The 18239-nt window shown below is 70.9% G+C and carries 16 protein-coding genes; 9 read left to right on the forward strand and 7 right to left on the reverse strand.

All coding sequences use genetic code 11. The features are described from left to right. Window positions 1–56: 56 nt before the first annotated feature. Both ACFOYW_RS08815 and ACFOYW_RS08820 read right to left on the reverse strand, forming a co-directional pair. The gene (locus tag ACFOYW_RS08815) at window positions 57–803 is read right to left on the reverse strand and encodes a creatininase family protein (protein ID WP_390228526.1); all 747 of its coding nucleotides are present in this window, start codon (window positions 801–803) and stop codon (window positions 57–59) included. Continuing rightward, window positions 800–2230 carry an amidohydrolase gene (locus tag ACFOYW_RS08820; RefSeq protein WP_390228528.1) on the reverse strand — a complete coding sequence of 477 codons (1431 nt, stop codon included), beginning with the start codon at window positions 2228–2230 and terminating at the stop codon, window positions 800–802. The genes ACFOYW_RS08815 and ACFOYW_RS08820 overlap by 4 nt, the downstream gene beginning before the upstream one ends. Here ACFOYW_RS08820 and ACFOYW_RS08825 point away from each other — a divergent pair. The 5 genes from ACFOYW_RS08825 to ACFOYW_RS08845 all read left to right on the forward strand — a co-directional run bounded on the left by ACFOYW_RS08825 (window position 2229) and on the right by ACFOYW_RS08845 (window position 6957). Next, entirely contained in the window at window positions 2229–3524 is a 1296-nt protein-coding gene (locus ACFOYW_RS08825; protein ID WP_390228530.1) for an amidohydrolase family protein, read from the forward strand. The two genes, ACFOYW_RS08820 and ACFOYW_RS08825, sit on opposite strands and share 2 nt — an antisense overlap. Continuing rightward, window positions 3521–3955, forward strand: a complete 435-nt coding sequence (locus ACFOYW_RS08830) for a cytidine deaminase (protein ID WP_390228531.1) — start codon at window positions 3521–3523, stop codon at window positions 3953–3955. The genes ACFOYW_RS08825 and ACFOYW_RS08830 overlap by 4 nt, the downstream gene beginning before the upstream one ends. Window positions 3956–4029: 74 nt before the next feature. After that, a complete protein-coding gene (locus ACFOYW_RS08835) occupies window positions 4030–5325 on the forward strand; it encodes a thymidine phosphorylase (RefSeq protein WP_390228533.1) in 1296 nt (431 codons plus the stop codon). A 38-nt stretch (window positions 5326–5363) separates the two neighbouring features. Then, window positions 5364–6482 (forward strand): adenosine deaminase, encoded by a 1119-nt coding sequence (locus ACFOYW_RS08840; protein ID WP_390228534.1) that lies wholly within the window; start codon window positions 5364–5366, stop codon window positions 6480–6482. Between the two features lie 31 nt (window positions 6483–6513). Further along, entirely contained in the window at window positions 6514–6957 is a 444-nt protein-coding gene (locus tag ACFOYW_RS08845) for a PTS sugar transporter subunit IIA (protein ID WP_390228535.1), read from the forward strand. A gap of 19 nt (window positions 6958–6976) precedes the next feature. Here the strand turns inward: ACFOYW_RS08845 and ACFOYW_RS08850 are convergent, their stop codons facing one another. Together ACFOYW_RS08850 and ACFOYW_RS08855 are read right to left on the reverse strand one after the other, a co-directional pair. Then, window positions 6977–8635 carry a phospho-sugar mutase gene (locus tag ACFOYW_RS08850; RefSeq protein ID WP_390229594.1) on the reverse strand — a complete coding sequence of 553 codons (1659 nt, stop codon included), beginning with the start codon at window positions 8633–8635 and terminating at the stop codon, window positions 6977–6979. An 89-nt stretch (window positions 8636–8724) separates the two neighbouring features. After that, window positions 8725–9552, reverse strand: a complete 828-nt coding sequence (locus ACFOYW_RS08855) for a purine-nucleoside phosphorylase (protein WP_390228537.1) — start codon at window positions 9550–9552, stop codon at window positions 8725–8727. A 199-nt stretch (window positions 9553–9751) separates the two neighbouring features. Between ACFOYW_RS08855 and ACFOYW_RS08860 the strand changes: the two genes are divergently transcribed. The 3 genes from ACFOYW_RS08860 to ACFOYW_RS08870 all read left to right on the forward strand — a co-directional run bounded on the left by ACFOYW_RS08860 (window position 9752) and on the right by ACFOYW_RS08870 (window position 12270). Then, on the forward strand, window positions 9752–11191 hold the full coding sequence (locus tag ACFOYW_RS08860; RefSeq protein ID WP_390228538.1) for an NAD(P)H-quinone dehydrogenase: 1440 nt from the start codon (window positions 9752–9754) through the stop codon (window positions 11189–11191). 99 nt (window positions 11192–11290) lie between these two features. Then, window positions 11291–11863 (forward strand): hypothetical protein, encoded by a 573-nt coding sequence (locus ACFOYW_RS08865; protein ID WP_390228539.1) that lies wholly within the window; start codon window positions 11291–11293, stop codon window positions 11861–11863. Window positions 11864–11898: 35 nt separating this feature from the next. Beyond that, the gene (locus ACFOYW_RS08870) at window positions 11899–12270 is read left to right on the forward strand and encodes a hypothetical protein (RefSeq protein WP_390228540.1); all 372 of its coding nucleotides are present in this window, start codon (window positions 11899–11901) and stop codon (window positions 12268–12270) included. Between the two features lie 28 nt (window positions 12271–12298). Here the strand turns inward: ACFOYW_RS08870 and ACFOYW_RS08875 are convergent, their stop codons facing one another. Then, the gene (locus ACFOYW_RS08875; RefSeq protein WP_390228541.1) at window positions 12299–14725 is read right to left on the reverse strand and encodes a YhgE/Pip family protein; all 2427 of its coding nucleotides are present in this window, start codon (window positions 14723–14725) and stop codon (window positions 12299–12301) included. A 135-nt stretch (window positions 14726–14860) separates the two neighbouring features. Here ACFOYW_RS08875 and ACFOYW_RS08880 point away from each other — a divergent pair, with 135 nt between their 5' ends. Beyond that, on the forward strand, window positions 14861–15448 hold the full coding sequence (locus ACFOYW_RS08880; protein WP_390228543.1) for a TetR/AcrR family transcriptional regulator: 588 nt from the start codon (window positions 14861–14863) through the stop codon (window positions 15446–15448). A 26-nt stretch (window positions 15449–15474) separates the two neighbouring features. Here ACFOYW_RS08880 and ACFOYW_RS08885 read toward each other — a convergent pair whose 3' ends face one another. Next, window positions 15475–17244, reverse strand: a complete 1770-nt coding sequence (locus tag ACFOYW_RS08885; protein ID WP_390228544.1) for an acetyl/propionyl/methylcrotonyl-CoA carboxylase subunit alpha — start codon at window positions 17242–17244, stop codon at window positions 15475–15477. Window positions 17245–17336: 92 nt separating this feature from the next. Beyond that, complete coding sequence (locus tag ACFOYW_RS08890; RefSeq protein WP_390228545.1) at window positions 17337–17993, reverse strand: Maf family protein; 657 nt, start codon at window positions 17991–17993, stop codon at window positions 17337–17339. Window positions 17994–18239 lie beyond the last annotated feature (246 nt).

Consider the following 18239-nt stretch of genomic DNA (forward strand, 5'->3'; position numbering starts at 1 on the left):
TCTTCTGCACATCGTCAAAAATGTTCCCTCACGACAGTCTGCAGACGGCACCTCCGTCAGGTACGCGGCGGCAGGGTCGCGACGAACTCGCGAACGGCGTGAACGGATGCCTCGACCATGGCGCTGAAGATAGCCTCGCCCTTCGCGGCGGTCGCGGCGGTCGGGTCGCCGAAGACCGCTGTCGGCGAGAAGCGGTCGATCGACACGGGCTTCGTGCCGAAGTCGGCGGGGAAGTCGGGGTAGAACGCCTCGGCAAGATCCATGCGCACTGTGGCGGGCGCGAGGTGCAGCAGTAACGAGGTCTCGATCTCCTCCCCGTGCGCCAGCCCGGGTGCGGCCGGCCGTGAGGTCCGCACGGCGGCCGCTGCGCCCTCGAGCCCCGGGTAGTCGAGCACGAGCGCGGGCACCACCGAGCCGGTGAGCTGATCGGATGCCGCGGCCAATGGCCCCCGGTTGCCGAAGTCGCCGTTGACGATCACGAACGCGCGGGCTCCGGCCGCAGCTGCCGCACGCCCGAGGTCGAGGGCGATCGCCGCCACGGTGCCGACGCCGAGCGCCGCGCCGCCCGGATAGCCCGCTGTGCTCCACGACGCCCCGTAGGGCACGGTCGGCAGCAGAACGGCGCCCAGACGGTTGGCGAGCTCGCGCGCGACCGCGTCGGCCACGATGGCGTCGGTCGCGAGCGGCAGGTGCGCGCCATGGGCCTCGTGCGCCCCGAACGCGACGACGACGAGACCGTCGCCTGCCGCGAGCCATGACGCGACCTCCGTGAACGGGGCCGTCGCCGCGTCGAGGCGGGTCACGGGTTGTAGTCCTGGATGCGGGTGCCGTGCGAGGTGTCGCGCAGCGCAGGCATCCGCTCGTTCAGCTCGGAGATCGCGGCAGACAGGTCAAGGTGAACCAGTCGCCGGTCGCGCACGACGACATCGCCGTCGACGATCACGTGCTCGACGTCGCTCGGTCGCACAGCGTAGACGAGCGCCGCGGCGAGTGAGTGCATGGGCTGAAGGTGCGGACCGGCGAGGTCGACGACGGCGACGTCGGCGAGGTACCCGGGCACCAGCGCGCCGAGCTCAGCGCCGCGCCCGATCACGGCCGCGCTCTGGCGGGTGGCGAGGTCGAGGGCGTGCTCCATCGTGAGCCAGGTTGCGTCCGACAGCTTGTCCTTCTCGGTCTCCGCGAGCAGCCGCATGCTCTCGAACACGTCGAGCGTGTTGTGCCCCGCCGCCCCATCGGTGCCGATGCCCACCGCGACGCCCGCGTCGTGCAGCAGCCGCACGGGCGTCGTGCCCGACTGGGCGTGCTTCAGGTAGACCTTCGTGCATGAGCCGACCCCGACGCGGTCGCGATAGGGCGCCAGCCAGCGCACGTCGTCTTCGACGATGCCGGCGCCGTGCGCGATGAGCACCCCCGACTCGAGCAGCCCCGTGTCGTGCAGCACCTGGATCGGCGTGACGCCGCGCTTCGCGAGGCTCGAGGCGGTCTGACGTGGGTTCTCCGCCGCGTGGATGTGCGTGAGCACGCCCAGCCGCGACGCCTCACGGGCCGTGCGCCGCAGATCGTCATCGTTCACGGTGTATGCGCCATGCGGGCCGAGCGCGACCTGCACGCGGCCGCCCGCCCCGCCGTGCCACTCCTCGGCGAATGCGACGCCCCGGTCGATCCCGGCAGCGCCCTCCGATGAGAAGTACGTCGCGGCGAGAAGGGCCCTCGCCCCGCTCGCCTCCACCGCCCCCGCGATCTCGGGCATGCCGAAATAGTGGTCGGCGAAGCTCGTGACGCCGCCGAGCAGCATCTCGCCGATCGCGAGCTCGGCGCCGAGGCGCACATCGCGGTCGGTCATGTTGACCTCCATCGGCCAGACATGCTTGTTGAACCAGTCGGCGGTCGGCACGTCCTCGGCGGCGCCGCGGAACATGACCATCGGCGAATGCGTGTGCGTGTTGATGAGACCGGGCATCGCGAGCCGCCCGCGGCCGTCGATCACCTCGGCGGCCGCCGCGCGCTCGATCGCGGTGACGTCGGCGACCGGCCTCACCCACGCGATGCGGTTCCCGGCGATGCCTACCGAGTGATGCTCGAGGAAGTGCGCCGCGCCGCGGCCGCCCGCGTCAGGGGGCAGCTCGGGGTACCCCGGGAGTGCGGCCTCGGTGCGGCTCAGCACCGTCGCGTCGTCGATGATGAGGGAGGCGGATGCCTGGGGCGCGGCGCCCTGCGCGGATTCGGCCATGCTCAACTCTGACACGGAGCCGGCTGCCGAGCCGCCGGCGCGGGTCTGCCACGATGACCTAGTGCGGTACGAACTCGATGGCGTGGAACTGTGGGACGGAACGGCGGCGCGCGGTGCGAGCCGGATCGTGTGGGAAGACGGCCGGGGCGAAGGCATCCGCTCGCTCGAGCCCGCCGACGCGCCCGACCCGCGCTTCGACGGTCTGAGCGTCATTCCGGGCCTGATCGACACGCACGTGCACCTGATCGGCTACGCCGGAGCCCCCGGTGGCGCCGAGTTCTTCACGTGGCCGCTCACGACGCGCCCTGAGGAGCAGGTGCTGCACGGGCTCGCGAACGCCCGCGCGGCGCTCGCCGCGGGGGTCACGACGCTGCGCGACCTGAGCGCCGACGACGTGCAGTTCTCGCTCGGCCGCGCGCTCGCCGGCGGCATCGTCGACGGCCCGAGGCTCCTCGCGCACGGAATGGTCGGCATGACGGGCGGTCACGCCGACCTGTTCACGCCGGCGGCATTCCCGATCCGCAAACCGACCGCGGACGGCCCGGACGCCTGCCGTCGTCTGGTGCGCGAATACGCCCGCGCCGGCGCCGACGGCATCAAGGTCGCGACCAGCGGAGGTGTGCTCTCGCAGGGCGATCGAGCCGCGTGGCGGAACCACACCGACGCCGAGCTCGACGCGATCGTCGACGAGGCGCACGCCCTCGGGCTTCCGGTCGCGGCGCACGCGCACTCGGAGGACGGCATTCGGCGGGCGCTCGACGCCGGCGTCGATTCGATCGAGCACGCGACTCTGATCACGGCGGAACTCGCGGAGCGCGCTGCGGCGGCCGGCGTGACCGTCGCGCCGACCCTGCTCATCAACGACCGCATCGCCTCGGGCGACCCGCGCTACGGCAGCGCCGAGTCGGCCGAGAAGGCGCGCGCACTGGTCGTGCGCCGGGATGCGCTGCTGACGGATGCCGCGGCTCGAGGCCTCGACTTCGTGCTCGGCACCGACGCCAACGGTCACCACGTGCGCTTCGGCGACGAGCCCGACGAGCTGCGCGCGATGGCGCGCGTCCTCGGCTGGAGCGCCGAGCGGACGCTTCAGGCGGCGACGTCCCGCGCGGCCGCGGCCGTCAAGCGCGGCGACACGCTCGGGAAGCTCGAGGCCGGGGCATCCGCCGATCTCGTCGTCGTGCGCGGGCGGCCGTGGCTCGACCTCGACGCCCTGCGACCGGAGAACGTCGTGGCGGTCGTCGTACGAGGCCGTGTGCTGGTCGGTGCGCTGCCAGGCGGTAGCGTTATCCGGTGACAGCTGAGGCCCCCGAGATCAGCGGCGATGGCATCGACTGGGACGCGCTGCGCGCCGTCGCGACCGGCGCCCTCACGCACAGTTATTCGCCCTACTCGCGCTTCCCCGTCGGGGCCGCGGCCATCGTCGACGACGGCCGCGTGGTGCGCGGGGCGAACATCGAGAACGCGTCGTATGGCGTGACGCTGTGCGCCGAGTGCGCGCTCGTCGCCGACCTCGTGATGGGGGGCGGCGGCAAGCTCGTCGCCTTCAGCTGCGTCGACGGCAACGGCGCGGTCCTCATGCCCTGCGGTCGCTGCCGGCAGCTGCTGTTCGAGCACTCGGCGCCGGGCATGCTGCTCGAGACCGTCTCGGGCATCAGGACCATCGACGAGGTACTGCCCGACGCATTCGGGCCCCGCACGCTGGATGATTTTGCGCACCAGTCCTAGCCGGGCGCGGCGTCGCGGCGCGATTCTCGGTCGCGGTCACCGACTCGCTGATGGCTACATAGCAAGGAGAAGTGATGGTTGAGCAGTTCGACGCGGTCCAGCTGATCGCCGCGAAGCGCGACGGCGGCGCGCTCACCACGCCGCAGATCCGATGGCTCGTCGACGCGTACACGCGCGGCTATGTCGCCGACTCGCAGATGTCCGCCCTCGCGATGGCGATTCTGCTGAACGGCATGTCGCGCGAGGAGATCCGCGACCTGACCGTTGCGATGGTCGACTCGGGTGAACGGCTCGACTTCTCGGGACTCGGCAAGCCGACCGCCGACAAGCACTCGACGGGCGGCGTCGGCGACAAGATCACGCTGCCGCTCATGCCGCTGGTCGCGTGCTTCGACGTCGCGGTGCCGCAGCTCTCCGGCCGCGGCCTCGGCCACACGGGCGGCACGCTCGACAAGCTCGAGTCCATTCCGGGCTGGGGCGCGTCGCTCAGCAACGAGGAGATCTTCGCGCAGCTCTCCGGCCCCGTCGGCGGCGTGATCTGCGCCGCGGGCGCCGGTCTCGCGCCGGCCGACAAGAAGCTGTACGCGCTGCGCGACACGACGGGCACCGTCGAGGCGATTCCGCTGATCGCATCGTCGATCATGAGCAAGAAGATCGCGGAGGGCACTGGCGCGCTCGTGCTCGACGTGAAGTTCGGGTCCGGCGCCTTCATGCGCGACTACGACCGCGCCCGCGAACTCGCGCAGACGATGGTGGCGCTCGGGACCGACGCCGGCGTCGCGTGCTCGGCGTTGCTGACCGACATGAACGTCCCCCTCGGCCGCACCATCGGCAACGCGAACGAGGTGCGCGAGTCGCTCGAGGTGCTCGCCGGCGGCGGCCCGGCCGACGTGGTCGAGCTCACCATCGCCCTCGCGCGCGAGATGCTGGCGCTCGCCGGCAAGCCCGATGTCGACGTGGAGGGCGCGCTCGTCGACGGGCGGGCGATGGATCGTTGGCGCGCCTTCGTCAGCGCGCAGGGCGGCGACCCCGATGCGGCGCTGCCGCTGCCGCATGAGACGCACACCGTGGTCGCCCCGGCCTCGGGCGTGCTGCTGTCGCAGGACGCTCTCGCCTTCGGTATCGCCGCCTGGCGGCTCGGGGCGGGCCGCGCGCGGCAGGAGGACCCGGTGGTGCACGCAGCCGGCATCGAGCTGCACGCGAAGCCCGGCGACGAGGTGACGGCCGGCCAGCCGTTGTTCACCCTGGCCGCGGACGACGCGGCCCGGTTCGATCGTGCGCTCGAGGCGCTGGAGGGCGCGTGGGCGGTCGGCGAGGCATCCGCTTTCACGCCGCGCGGCCCGCTCGTCGCCGAACGCATCGCGCGCTGAGCTACCCGGCCACGGCGTGACCCGCTAGCGTGGCCAGCGTGAGCGCCCCTGATCGCGAATACCTGCTCGACGGCGTCAGCATCAACGGCCTGCCGAAAGTGAGCCTGCACGATCACCTCGACGGCGGCCTGCGCCCGCAGACGATCGTCGAGCTGGCCGACGAGATCGGGCTGCAGCTGCCGCGATCGGATGCGTCCGAGCTCGGTCGCTGGTTCGCCGAGCAGTCCAACGCCGGCAGCCTCGTCCAGTATCTGAAGACCTTCGACGTGACGGTCGGCGTCATGCAGACGCGCGACGGGCTCGCCCGCGTCGCTCGCGAGTTCGTCGAGGACCTGCATGCCGACGGCGTCGTCTACGGGGAGGTCCGGTGGGCTCCCGAGCAGCACCTGCAGCGCGGGCTGAGCCTCGATGAGGCGGTCGATGCGGTGCAGTCGGGCATCGACCAGGCGGTGCGCGCCGTCGAGGCGACCGGCGGCTACATCCGGGTGGGCCAGCTCGTCTCGAGCCTGCGGCACAATCCGGGGCGCACGCGCGAGATCGCGGAACTCGCGGTGCGCCATCGCGATTCGGGCGTCGTCGGCTTCGACGTCGCGGGGCCCGAAGCGGGGTTTCCCGCCTCAACGATGCGCACGGCCTTCGACTACCTCGCGGGGGAGTGGTTCCCCGTCACGGTGCACGCCGGCGAGGCCGCCGGCCTCGACTCCATCGCCTCGGCGCTGCTCGACGGCCGCGCGCTTCGCCTCGGTCACGGCGTCCGCATCGCCGAGGACCTGCTGGTCGAGCGCCAGGACGATGAGAACACCTACGTCTCGCTCGGCCTGCTCGCCCAGTGGGTGAAGGACCGCGAGATCGCGCTCGAGACGAGCCCGAGCTCCAACCTGCAGACGGGCGCGATCGCGCAGTGGGGCGAGTCGCTCGTCGAGCATCCGTTCGATCTGCTCTACCAGCTGGGGTTCCGGGTCACGGTCAACGTCGACAACCGCTTGATGAGCGACACGTCGCTCAGCCGTGAGCTGTCGCTGCTCACGGAGGCCTTCGCGTACCGGCTCGACGACCTCGAGACGTTCCAGCTCAATGCCGCCGCGGCGGCGTTCCTGCCGATCGAAGAACGCGAGGAGCTCGTCGACCGCATTGCCCTCGGTTTCGACGCTGTGTAGAAGAGCGGCGGGCTTCCCCTAAAATCGATATATGCCGTTGCTGCCCGAACTGTCCGACGAGGCCGTCGCGTTCGATGCCGTCGCCGCGGACTGGCGGGCCGCCGTGCGGCTCGCGGGCGCGGGTCTGGTGCGCGCAGGCGCGGCGACGGAGCTGTACACCGAGCGCATGATCGCCGTCGTCGACGACTTCGGCCCCTACATCGTCGTCGCGCCGGGGCTCGCGCTCGCGCATGCGCGCCCCGGGAAGGACGTGCGCGCCGACGGGCTGTCGCTCGTGACCCTGGCCGAGCCGGTGTCGTTCGGTCACCCGCACAACGACCCCGTCGAGATCGTCATCGGCCTCACCAGCGCGACCAATGACGCGCACGTCACGAACGTCGCGGCGCTCGCCAACCTGTTCAACGACCCTGCGGTCTTCCCGGCGCTGCGCGCCGCGACGACGCCGGACGAGGCGCGCGCGGTCTTCCGCGACTGAGCGCGCCCGGCCGCTCAGGTCACAGCAGGGCGTGCACGGATGCGTCGAGCGCGGCGAGCCTGGCCGAGGCATCCGCCGCCGAGTCCCCGCGCACGTCGAGGTACATCTTCAGCTTCGGCTCCGTGCCGCTGGGGCGGATCATCACGCGTGAGCCGCCCGCGGTGCGGATGCGCAGGATGTTGTCCGGCGGCAGCTCGCCGTCGCCGTGGGCCAGGTCGTCGAATGCCGTCACAGGGTCGGTTCCGAGCGACGTGGGCGGGTCGGAGCGCAGCCGATCCATGATGCGGCCGCGTTCGGCGAGGTCGGTGACGCGAAGCGAGATCTGGCCGCTGGCGTAGTGACCGATCTCGCCAGCGATGAGTTCGAGCTGGTCGGCGACCGTGCGCCCGGCCGCCTTCCACCGCAGGGCGAGACCGAGGAACCGGGTGGCGGCCGAGATGCCGTCCTTGTCGCGCACGGTCTCGGGGTTGACGAGATAGCCGAGCGCCTCCTCGTAGCCGAACAGCAGGTCCGGCGTGCGGGAGATCCACTTGAAGCCGGTCAGCGTGTCGACGTAGCCGAGGCCGAAGTGATCGGCGATCGCACGCAGTGCGGGCGAGGAGACGATCGACGCTGACAGAACCTTCGGTGTGCGGTGGGCGCCGCGGGTCCCGGCTTCCTCCTCGGCGGCCGCCCAGCCGAGCAGGGTGCCGAGCTCATTGCCGCTCAGCCGGCGCCAGCCGCCGTCGACCTCGGGCGCGGGGATCGCGACCGCGAACCGGTCGGCGTCGGGATCGTTCGCGAGGATCAGCTCGGCCCGGTGCTCCCGCGCGGTCTGCATCGCGAGGTCGAGCGCGCCGGGCTCCTCGGGGTTCGGGAACGACACGGTCGGGAACGCCGCGTCGGGCTCCTGCTGCGCAGCCACGCTGAGCGGCAGAGGCAAGCCCGCGGCCTCGAAGACCCGCGAGGCCGTGTCCCACCCCACGCCGTGCATCGCCGTGTAGACGACGTCGAGCCCCACGTCGCCGGGCAGCTCGTCACTGACCGCGGCGGTGGCCACGATGTACGCATAGACCAGCGCCTCATCGGCGAGCTCGAAGGCATCCGATCTCGGCAGCTCGGTGATCGGCCCCGCTCCGGCGACCCGCGCGATGTACGCGGCGATCTCGGAATCCGCTGGCGGCACGATCTGCGAGCCCTGGTCCTCGTCGCCGAGATACACCTTGTAGCCGTTGTCGCGCGCCGGATTGTGGGAGGCGGTGACCATGACACCCGCCGAGACACCCAGCTGCCGCACCGCGAAGGCGAGCACCGGCGTCGGCAGGAGGCGCGGCAGCAGAATCGTGCGCACGCCGGCGCCCGCGAACAGCTCGGCCGAGTCGCGGGCGAAGATCTGCGAGTTCGTGCGGCCGTCGTAGCCGATGACGACGGATGCCTGCGCGCCCCGCTTCTCGAGCAGATACGCGGCGAGGCCCGCCGCGGCCTGCGCGACGAGCACCCGGTTCATGCGGTTGGGTCCGGCGGCGAGCTCACCGCGCAGGCCGGCGGTGCCGAAGGCCAGCCGGGTGTCGAAGCGAGCATGCAGCTCGGCGATCGCTGCGTCGTCGCCCGACCTGGCCGCCTCGATCAGCCCCTCGAGCTCGGTGCGCGTGGCCTCATCGGGATCCTGCTCGAGCCACGCGCGGGCGTTTGCGAGCACGGCGTCCGTCGCCTCGAGCCCCGTGCCGCGCGACTGCGCGTCGCCCGGCCCCTCGTCCGGCTGCGTCGCCGACGCTGCGTCGCCCGTGTTCACAGCTGCCCCACGATCTTCGCCAGCAGCGCCGAGATGACGGGCTCGGCCGCCTGACCGGCCTCGAGCACCTCGGCGTGCGAGAGCGGAGTTGGCGAGATGCCCGCGGCGAGATTGGTGATGAGCGACAGTCCGAGAACCTCCATGCCGGCCTGGCGCGCCGCGATGGCCTCGAGCGCGGTGGACATGCCGACGATGTGGCCCCCGATCGTGCGGGCGAACTGCACCTCGGCCGGCGTCTCGTAGTGCGGTCCGCGGAACTGCACGTAGACGCCCTCCTCGAGCCCGGGGTCGACGGTCTGCGCGAGCGCGCGCAGCCGCGCCGAATAGAGGTCGGTCAGGTCGATGAAGGTGGCGCCCTCGAGCGGGCTCGCGGCCGTCAGGTTGATGTGGTCGCTGATCAGCACCGGAGTGCCGGGCGCCCAGTGCGCCTTGATGCCGCCCGCACCATTGGTGAGGACCATGACGGATGCGCCGGCCGCCGCCGCCGTGCGCACCGAATGCACCACGTGCCGCACGCCGTGACCCTCGTAGAAGTGCGTGCGCGCCCCGATCACGAGGGCGTGCTTGCCGCTCGGCAGGGCGATGGAGCGCAGGGTGCCGACGTGCCCCGCGAGCGCGGGCGCGCGGAATCCGATGATCTCCGTCGCCGGAATCGTCGCGACGGTCTCGCCGATCAGGTCGGCGGCGCGACCCCAGCCGCTGCCGAGGGTGAGCGCGATGTCGTGCTTCGCGATGCCCGTCTTGTCCGCGATCTGCTCTGCAGCCTCGCGAGCGATGCGGAACGGGTCGGTCTCGGGTGCGTCCAGGATCGAGGCGTCGGCCATAGCTTGCCACTCTACTGTGCTGCGCCCGGCGCGGCCCGGCGCCCGCTCGGCGCCGGGCCGCGCCGGCTCGGGGAGAGAACGCACGATCGGGGAGAGATCTGAACGGATGCGGCATCCCCGGTCGTGCATTCTCTCCCCGAGCGGATCGCGGCACCCGCACAGGTGGGCCGGGCGGCCGCGTTACGGCAGACTATGGGCCATGGCCTTCGAATTCGAGCGCAAGCAGAGGATCGCGATCATCGGCGGAGGCCCCGGGGGCTACGAGGCGGCTCTCGCAGGCGCCCAGCTCGGGGCCGACGTCACGGTCGTCGAGCGCATCGGCATCGGCGGCTCGGCGGTGATCACCGACGTCGTGCCGTCGAAGACCCTGATCGCGACGGCCGAGGCGGCGCGGAGCATCCCCGATGCGGTCGGTCTCGGCGTGCAGTTCTTCACGCGCACGGAGGAGGGGCGGCCGACGCGGCCCGAGGTCGCCGTGAACCTCGCCGCGGTGAACAAGCGCATCCTCGGCCTCGCCCGCCAGCAGGGTGAGGACATGCGGACTGAGCTCGTGCGTGCCGGCGTCCGCGTGATCGACGGCGTCGGGCGGCTCGACGGCGAGAAGGCCGTCGTCGTCTCGACCGCGTCCGGCCACGGCGGTACCGACTTCGACCGCGTCGAGGCCGACACGATCGTGCTCGCGACCGGTGCGAGCCCGCGCGAGCTGCCGAGCGCCATGCCCGACGGCGAGCGGATCCTCACCTGGACCCAGCTCTACACACTGCAGACGCTGCCCGAGCACCTGATCGTGGTCGGCTCGGGCGTCACCGGCGCCGAGTTCGCCTCCGCATACATGAACCTCGGCGCCAAGGTGACGCTGGTCTCAAGCCGCGAGCAGGTTCTGCCCGGCGAGGACTCTGACGCGGCGACGATCCTCGAGCAGGTGTTCACGCGGGGCGGCATGGACGTGCTCTCCAAGTCCCGCGCAGACAAGGTCGAGCGCACGGGCGACGGTGTCGTCGTCACGCTCACCGACGGCCGCACGGTCGAGGGCTCGCACTGCCTCATGGCGGTCGGGTCGGTTCCGAACACCGCGGGCATCGGGCTCGAAGAGGCCGGCGTGCAGCTGACGGAGACGGGGCACGTTCGGGTGAATCGCGTGGCGCGGACATCCGTGCCCAACATCTACGCCGCGGGGGACTGCTCAGACGTACTGCCGCTCGCGTCGATCGCGTTCATGCAGGGCCGCACCGCCGTCTTCCACGCGATGGGCGACGCGGTCAACCCGATCGAACTGCGCAACGTGACGTCGAACATCTTCACGCAGCCCGAGATCGCGACGGTGGGCTGGACCCAGAAGCAGATCGAGGACGGCATCGCGCAGGGGCAGATCTACAAGCTGCCGCTGCCCACGAACGCTCGCGCCAAGATGCTGAACATCAAGGAGGGCTTCGTGAAGCTCTTCGCCCGCACGGGTTCCGGCACGGTGATCGGCGGCGTGATCGTGGCGCCGCGGGCCAGCGAGCTCATCTTCCCGCTAGCGATCGCCGTCGAGCACCGCCTGACCGTCGACGAGGTCGCGCGCGCGTACGCGGTCTTCCCGTCGCTGTCCGGCGCCGTGACGGATGCGGCGCGCGCAATGCACATCGTCGGCGGCTGATCGCTTCGTAGGGAACAAAGTCCCAGGGTGTAAACACCAGATGGTTGATAGCCTCGGTGCGTTCGTAGCGGTTACGAGCGCAATTGCGAGGAGACACCCATGCGGAAGTGGAACAAATCGACGAGCGGCACGAAGAAGCTGCGGAACGGGGTGGCATTCGCCGTCACGACTGCCTTCGGGGCCGCGGCTCTCGTATTTGCGGTGCCCGCGAACGCGGCACCCGCCCGTGTGACGGAGGCTGCGCCCACGGTGACTCTTGCCGGCGGTGCCAGCGCCCAGCGCCTGGACGTGATCAACAAGAAGATCACTAAGGACTACACAAACAAGAGCAAGCAGCTCTCGTCATGTTCGGTCGGCACGAGCGGGGCGAAGTGTTCGGCCACGGCCAATCGCGCCTTCACCAACACGTGGCAGACCTCGATGGGTATTACCGTGAAGGCGCTCTCCACGAGCCTCGGCTTCTCACATGCTGCTACGACGGCGTATTCGACGACGTGCCACTCACCGACCATGAAGAAGGGCCAGACGTGGCGTATGTATCCCAGGGGCACACATGCCTCCTACAAGATCCGAAAGACGACCGCGACGCAGTTCCGAACGACGACTCAGACCAGCGGTACGCTGACGAGCTTTAAGGCGTCTCACAACGCGATTTACTGCGAACTCAAGTGACGCGCGCAGCGGGCGTTCTCTGCGCGCTTCTCGCGGTGAGCACCCTCGTTGGGTGCACGCCTGGGGCGGACGCGCCCAAGGCTGTCGCGCCCGCGCCCTCCGCGGCGGAGTTGCGCTCGCTCCTCGGCACGAACGGGGGCCGCGTCGACGAAATCTCGCACGGGCGTGCCGTTGTCATGATCAACGTCACGCCACTTGTTATGCGCACGGCGCCGACTCCGGGCCCTGACGACCTCGGCCTGACAACGATCGTGGCGGCCTGCGTCCTCGCAAAGGAGTCAGGCGGTCCGCGCGGATTCGCGGTCGGGGTGATGCCGACCGACGAGATCACCCCGGCGGTGCGAGCCCGGGCCGAGGCCGGTGAATATCAGACTCTGCTCGACCCGAACTGCGAACCGCCGGAGTAACGCGTGGATGACCTGGAGCCTCTGACGGCTACACCGCGAAGTCGGGGAGGAGCATCGCGGAGCGGCGGGCGCGGCGCGCCGTCGTCACGGCGATGGAGATGAGCAGGGAGACCGCACCCCAGCACACCATGACGACGATGCCCTGGCCGACACCGGCGCCCCCGCCCGCGATGAGCGAACGGATCGCGTTGGCGGCGTAGGTCATCGGCAGGAGCCCATGGATGAACTGGAAGAACGCGGGCGTCGTCTGGATCGGGTACGTCGCCCCGGCGGCGGCCACCTGCAGCACGAGCAGGATCAGCCCGAGGAAGCGCCCGCGGCTGCCGAAGAGCACCATCAGCGCGTGGTTGACCGCGGTGAAGGCGACCCCCGCGAGACCGAGGAACAGCGCGAGACCGACCGGGTGCGCGGGGTGCACACCGATGCCGAGCGTCACGATCAGGTACAGCAGGGCGATCTGAACGAGCGAGATCCACGCGCCGCGCAGGTAGCCGAGCAGCGCGGCGAGCCAGCCGGGCCGGTTCCGCTCGACCGCGCTGAGCGGGATCGCGCGCAGCAGCATGTAGATCGACAGGCCGCCCACCCACGCACCGAGCGCGAGGAAGTACGGCGAGAGGCCGTAGCCGTAGCTCGGCACCGAGTTGAGCTTCGACTGCGCGAGCGCGATGGGCTGCGAGGCGACGTCGCTCAGATGCTTCTGGTCCGCGGCGGAGTAGCTGGGCACGGATTTCGCGCCGCTGGCAAGCTTGCCCGCGAGGGTTCCCGAACCGGAGGCGAGGGTGCCGGCCCCCGAGTCCAAAGACTTGGCACCTGAGGCGAGCTGCGCGGTGCCGGTCGCGAGATCGGATGCCCCGCTCGAAGCATCCGTCAGCTTGCTCGCCAGCTGCTGCGACCCGCCGGCCGTCTGCTGCGCACCGGCATTGAGCTGTGCCGCGCCGCTCTCGCCGTTCTTCAGGCCGCTCGCAAGAGTCGACGCGCCGCTCGAGACCTTCTGGGCGCCCGAGTTGAGCTGGGCCGCACCGCTCTCACCGCTTGCGAGTCCGCTCGAGAGCGTGTTCGCGCCGGTCGCCGCTTTCTGCGCGCCGGAGCTGAGCGCTGAGGCTCCGCTCGCGACCTGCTGAGCGCCGGTCGCGAGCGCCTGGGTGTCATCGGCGAGCGTCTGCGCGCCGCCCGTAGCCTGGTTCAGCACGTTCACGAGCGTCGGGGCGGCCGAGCTGAGCTGCTTCGCGGCGGCGGCGATCGCCGCGCTGTTCGCGTAGCCGCTGCCGTTCTGCGGGCCGACGACCTGATTGATCTGCCCGCAGAGCTGGGTCAGGGCCGGGTCGTTCGAGCTCGCGAGGCTCGAGCACGACTCGGCGAGCTGGTTCACGTCGTTGACGTACTGGGTCGCGTTCGTGGAGAGCTGGTTCAGTCCGGCTTCGATCGCCGCCGGCGAGACTCCGGCTGCGTTCAGCTGCTTCACCGCCGAGTTCAGTGCGCTCGCGCTGTCGGCGAGCTTCTGGTTGCCGGCGGCGACCTGGTTGGCTCCGGTCGCGAGCGTCGACGCGCCGCCCGCGAGCTTCTGGTTGGCCGCGGCGAGCTGGGCTGCCCCGCTCGCCGCCTGGCTGATCCTGCTCTGATTCTCGGACGTGCCCGCGGCGACCTGCGATGCCCCGGTGGCGAGCTGCTGGGCGCCGGTCGCGGCCTGGGCGGTCTGGTCCGCGAGCTGGGAGGTGCCGGCCGCCACCTGCGCGGTGCCGCTCGCGAGCTGGTTCGCCCCCGACTGGGCCGTGCCGAGACCCGAGGCGAGCTGCGCCGCACCCGAGGCGCTCTGGTCGGCGCCGGTGGCGAGCTGCGCGGTGCCGGACTTCAGGGTTCCCGCTCCCGAGGCGAGCTGCTTCGCGCCGTTCGCCGCGGTGGTGAGCTCCGACGAGATCTGGTCGAGGCCGGAGTAGATCTGCGAGAGGTACTGCTGCGAGACCGACTTCGATGCGGTCTGCGAGATGGTGAGCCCGATGGTCTTCGCCGCGACGCCCACAATGTAGTTGCGGCCGTCGTCGGTCGTGATCGTGACGCGCGAGTCGGCGGCGTCGCCGGCGTTCCCGCCGAGTGACGCGGCGCTGGAGGACATGCCCTTCGGCAGGGTGATGGTGGCGAGGTAGGTGCCGTTCTTCAGGCCGGCGCGGGCGGCTGAGGCATCCGTCTCGGTCCAGTCGAAGTTGTCGTTCTCGTGGTTGGCGACGAGGTCGTGCGCGACCGTCTTGCCGACGTCGACGGTCGTGCCGTTCTGCGTCACCGGCTGGTCGAGGTCGACGACGGCCGCCGGGATCTTGTCGAGCCGGTGCGTCGGGTCCTGATTCGCCCAGATGAGCGCGCCGCCGTAGATGAGCGGAATGCAGGCGATCGCCGCGATCGCGATGCGCACGGCTCGCTTGCGCGTGCCGCCCGCCTGCGTGTTGATCGGATGCTTCGTCACGGTGTTCCTCGTTCCCCTCGCGCTCGCCGGCTCAGCGCTCGCCCTCATGCGGACTATTGTTTTACAAACGTAAGCTAGCGACGTCGACTAGTTTACACATGTCAAACAGAATGTGGGGCTGCGAAGATGTATGGGATGGATGGCGCGTCGAGTGACCCTCGGGCCGCCCGCTCGAAGCGGGCGCTGCTCGCGGCGGCGACCGAGCTCCTCGACGCCCATGATCTCGATGAGCTGTCGATCACTCAGGTGGTCGCCGCCGCCGGAGTGACGCGCCCGACCTTCTATCAGCACTTCACGGACCTCGGCGAGCTCGCGAGCGCCGCGGCCGTCGAGCGCCTCGACGCCGAGTTCACGCGCCATGAGCCCCCCTCCGCCGACGTCGCGGACTGGTCCGGGCGCGTCGAGCCGCTCGTGCGCGAGCTGCTCGAGCACCTTGCGGCGCACCGCGGGTTCTACCGGCGAGTGCTGCGTGGTTCGCGTTCAGGTGCGGCGATCGACGCCGCCGTCGAGCTCGTGGTGCGGCGGATCCTCGAGCGCTCGCCCCTGCTGGACACCGTCGCGAACCGGGACACGGAGGAGATCCGCGACGCGGTCGTCATCGTCTCGGGCGGCATCGTGTGGCTGCTCGGCAACTGGCTCGGCACGCCGCTCACCGGCCGCGACTCGGTGCCGGCGATGGCGCACCGCATCAGCGTGCAGGTGCTGCGCCTCGCCCGCGCCTGAGCGCGCGCGGCGCCCGTGGACCTGCGCTAGACGATGCTCAGAAGACGCGTGCCGCTCGATACCGTCGCGCCGACGGCGGCGTTGATGCCCTCGACGCGGCCGTCCTTGTGGGCGATGAGGGGCTGCTCCATCTTCATGGCCTCGAGCACGACGACGAGGTCGCCCTTGACGACGTCGGCTCCTTCCTCGACGGCGATCTTCACGACCGTCGCCTGCATGGGCGCGGTGATCGCGTTGCCGGAGATCGTCGGCGCGCCGCCGCGGCGAGAGGTTCCGGCGCGCTTCGGCGCGGGACCCGCGGTGCGGGCGCCGGGGGCGAGCAGAAGCTTCGTCGGCAGCGTCACCTCGACGCGCTTGCCGTCGACCTCGAGGACGACGCTCTGGCGCTCGTCGGGGGTCTGGGGCGCGGAATCCGCCTCTCCGCTCCACGGGGCGAGGCCGCCGGCCCATTCGGTTTCGATCCAGCGCGTGTAGATGCTGAAGGGCGCCTCGCCCGCGGGGGCGAATGCGGGGTCGCGCACGATCGCGCGGTGGAAGGGAAGGACGGTCGGCAGACCCGCCACCTCGAACTCGTTGAGGGCACGGCGGGCGCGCTCGAGGGCCTGCTCGCGCGTCGCGCCGGTGACGATGAGCTTCGCGAGCAGCGAGTCGAACGCGCCCGAGATCTCGTCGCCTGCGCGCACGCCGGTGTCGACGCGCACGCCGGGCCCCGAGGGGGCCGCGAACGTGCGCACAGGCCCCGGGGCGGGCATGAAGTTGCGCCCCGGGTCCTCGCCGTTGATGCGGAACTCGATCGAGTGCCCGCGCGGCTCGGGGTCGGCGTAGTCGAGGACGCCGCCCTCCGCGATGCGGAACTGCTCGCGCACGAGGTCGAGCCCGGTGACCTCTTCCGAGACCGGGTGCTCGACCTGCAGACGGGTGTTGACCTCGAGGAAGCTGACGGTGCCGTCGCTGCCGATCATGAATTCGCAGGTGCCTGCGCCGAGGTAGCCGACCTCTTTCAGGATGGCCTTCGATGCGCGGTACAGCTCGTCGCGCTGCGCGTCGGTGATGAACGGCGCGGGCGCTTCCTCGATGAGCTTCTGGTGGCGGCGCTGCACCGAGCAGTCTCGGGTCGAGACGACGACGACGTTGCCGTGCGCATCGGCGAGGCACTGCGTCTCCACGTGGCGCGGCTTGTCGAGGAACTTCTCGACGAAGCATTCGCCGCGACCGAACGACGCGACCGCCTCGCGGGTGGCCGACTCGAAGAGCTCGGGGATCTCCTCGCGACTGCGGGCGACTTTGATGCCGCGGCCGCCGCCGCCGAAGGCCGCCTTGATGGCGATCGGCAGTCCGTGCTCGTCGGCGAAGGCGATGATCTCGTCGGCGGTCGCGACCGGGTTCAGGGTGCCGGGCGCCATCGGGGCGCCGGCGAGCTCGGCGACGTGCCGCGCGCTGACCTTGTCGCCGAGGCGCTCGATCGCCTCGGGTCTCGGCCCGATCCAGACGAGTCCGGCGTCGATGACCGCGCGGGCGAAGTCGGCGTTCTCGGCGAGGAATCCGTACCCGGGGTGCACGGCGTCCGCTCCTGCGCGACGCGCGATCGACAGCAGCTTGTCGATCGAGAGATACGTCTCGGCGCTCGTGCTGCCGCCGAGCGCGTACGCCTCGTCGGCGAGGCGGGCGTGCAGCGCGTCCCTGTCCTGATCGGCGTAGACCGCGACCGACCCCAGCCGGGCGTCCTTGGCGGCTCGGATGACTCGGACGGCGATCTCGCCGCGATTGGCTACCAGGACTTTGGAGATTCGGGGCACCCGTCCAGCCTACGAAGGCCAGTCAAGTCGGATTTGGATGACGCCAACAAAACTGGCGCCAAAGCTTTGTCGGTACCCCGCAAGGGGGACACTCAGGAGCCGAGTGCGCCCGAACGATTCCAGAGACTGGTCCACTCGACGTCGAGCGAACGCACGAGCCGGCGCAGCACCGGCAGCGACATGCCGACGACCGTCGACGGGTCGCCGTCGATGCGCTCGACGAACGGGCCGCCGAGGCTGTCGATCGTGAAGGCGCCCGCAACGTGGAGAGGCTCTCCGGTCGCGACGTAGGCATCGATCTCGGCATCCGTCATGTCCGCCGTGAAGGTGACGGATGCGCGGGCCACGGCCCCGACGGCGGCCCGCTGCGCTCCCGCCCGATGGTCGACGACCCAGTGCCCCGAGTGCAGCACGCCCGTGCGCCCGCGCTGGGCGTGCCAGCGCTCGCGGGCGGTCGCAGGCTCGTGCGGCTTGCCGTACGCGACGCCGTCGAGCTCGAAAGCGCTGTCGCAGCCGACGACGATGCCGTCGATCGGCTCGCCGCCCGGCTCGAGGCCGAGGATCGCCTCGGCTTTCGCCCGCGCGAGCAGCTGCACCATCTCGGCCGCGGGAAGGGGAGGACCGCCGGCCTCGGCCGCCGCGACGGCCGCGGGCTCGTCGACCTGCGACGGGACGACCACCGGCTCGATGCCGGCGTTGCGCAACAACCAGAGGCGGGCGGGCGACGTCGACGCGAGGTACAGGCGCATGGATCCACCCTAGGTGTCGACGGGGGCCGACCCTGGTGTCCCCCCTCGGTCCCCCTCTGTCCCCCTAAGAGCCGACTACTGCAGATCGGCGGGGCCGGGGACTATAAGTACGTACAGTGAGTCTGTTTCTTCAGATCCTGTCCGATTCATTCGCCGAAAAGGGTAAGCGTGCGGATGCCATTGGGGGGAGCCGGAGCGGTATTCGGGTTACCACTCCGGCTCACGGCTCCCGGCGGGCGAGTTCTT

This window comes from Gryllotalpicola reticulitermitis (genome assembly GCF_042651345.1).
GTDB classification, from domain to species: domain Bacteria; phylum Actinomycetota; class Actinomycetes; order Actinomycetales; family Microbacteriaceae; genus Gryllotalpicola; species Gryllotalpicola reticulitermitis.

Excerpts from the sequence above, each read along its gene's own strand:
- ACFOYW_RS08845 (WP_390228535.1), top strand. The coding sequence starts at position 6,514 with ATGCCGTTGCTGCCCGAACTGTCCGACGAGGCCGTCGCGTTCGATGCC.
- ACFOYW_RS08820 (WP_390228528.1), bottom strand. The coding sequence starts at position 2,230 with ATGGCCGAATCCGCGCAGGGCGCCGCGCCCCAGGCATCCGCCTCCCTC.
- ACFOYW_RS08860 (WP_390228538.1), top strand. The coding sequence starts at position 9,752 with ATGGCCTTCGAATTCGAGCGCAAGCAGAGGATCGCGATCATCGGCGGA.
- ACFOYW_RS08865 (WP_390228539.1), top strand. The coding sequence starts at position 11,291 with ATGCGGAAGTGGAACAAATCGACGAGCGGCACGAAGAAGCTGCGGAAC.
- ACFOYW_RS08835 (WP_390228533.1), top strand. The coding sequence starts at position 4,030 with ATGGTTGAGCAGTTCGACGCGGTCCAGCTGATCGCCGCGAAGCGCGAC.
- ACFOYW_RS08880 (WP_390228543.1), top strand. The coding sequence starts at position 14,861 with ATGGATGGCGCGTCGAGTGACCCTCGGGCCGCCCGCTCGAAGCGGGCG.
- ACFOYW_RS08825 (WP_390228530.1), top strand. The coding sequence starts at position 2,229 with ATGCTCAACTCTGACACGGAGCCGGCTGCCGAGCCGCCGGCGCGGGTC.
- ACFOYW_RS08855 (WP_390228537.1), bottom strand. The coding sequence starts at position 9,552 with ATGGCCGACGCCTCGATCCTGGACGCACCCGAGACCGACCCGTTCCGC.
- ACFOYW_RS08890 (WP_390228545.1), bottom strand. The coding sequence starts at position 17,993 with ATGCGCCTGTACCTCGCGTCGACGTCGCCCGCCCGCCTCTGGTTGTTG.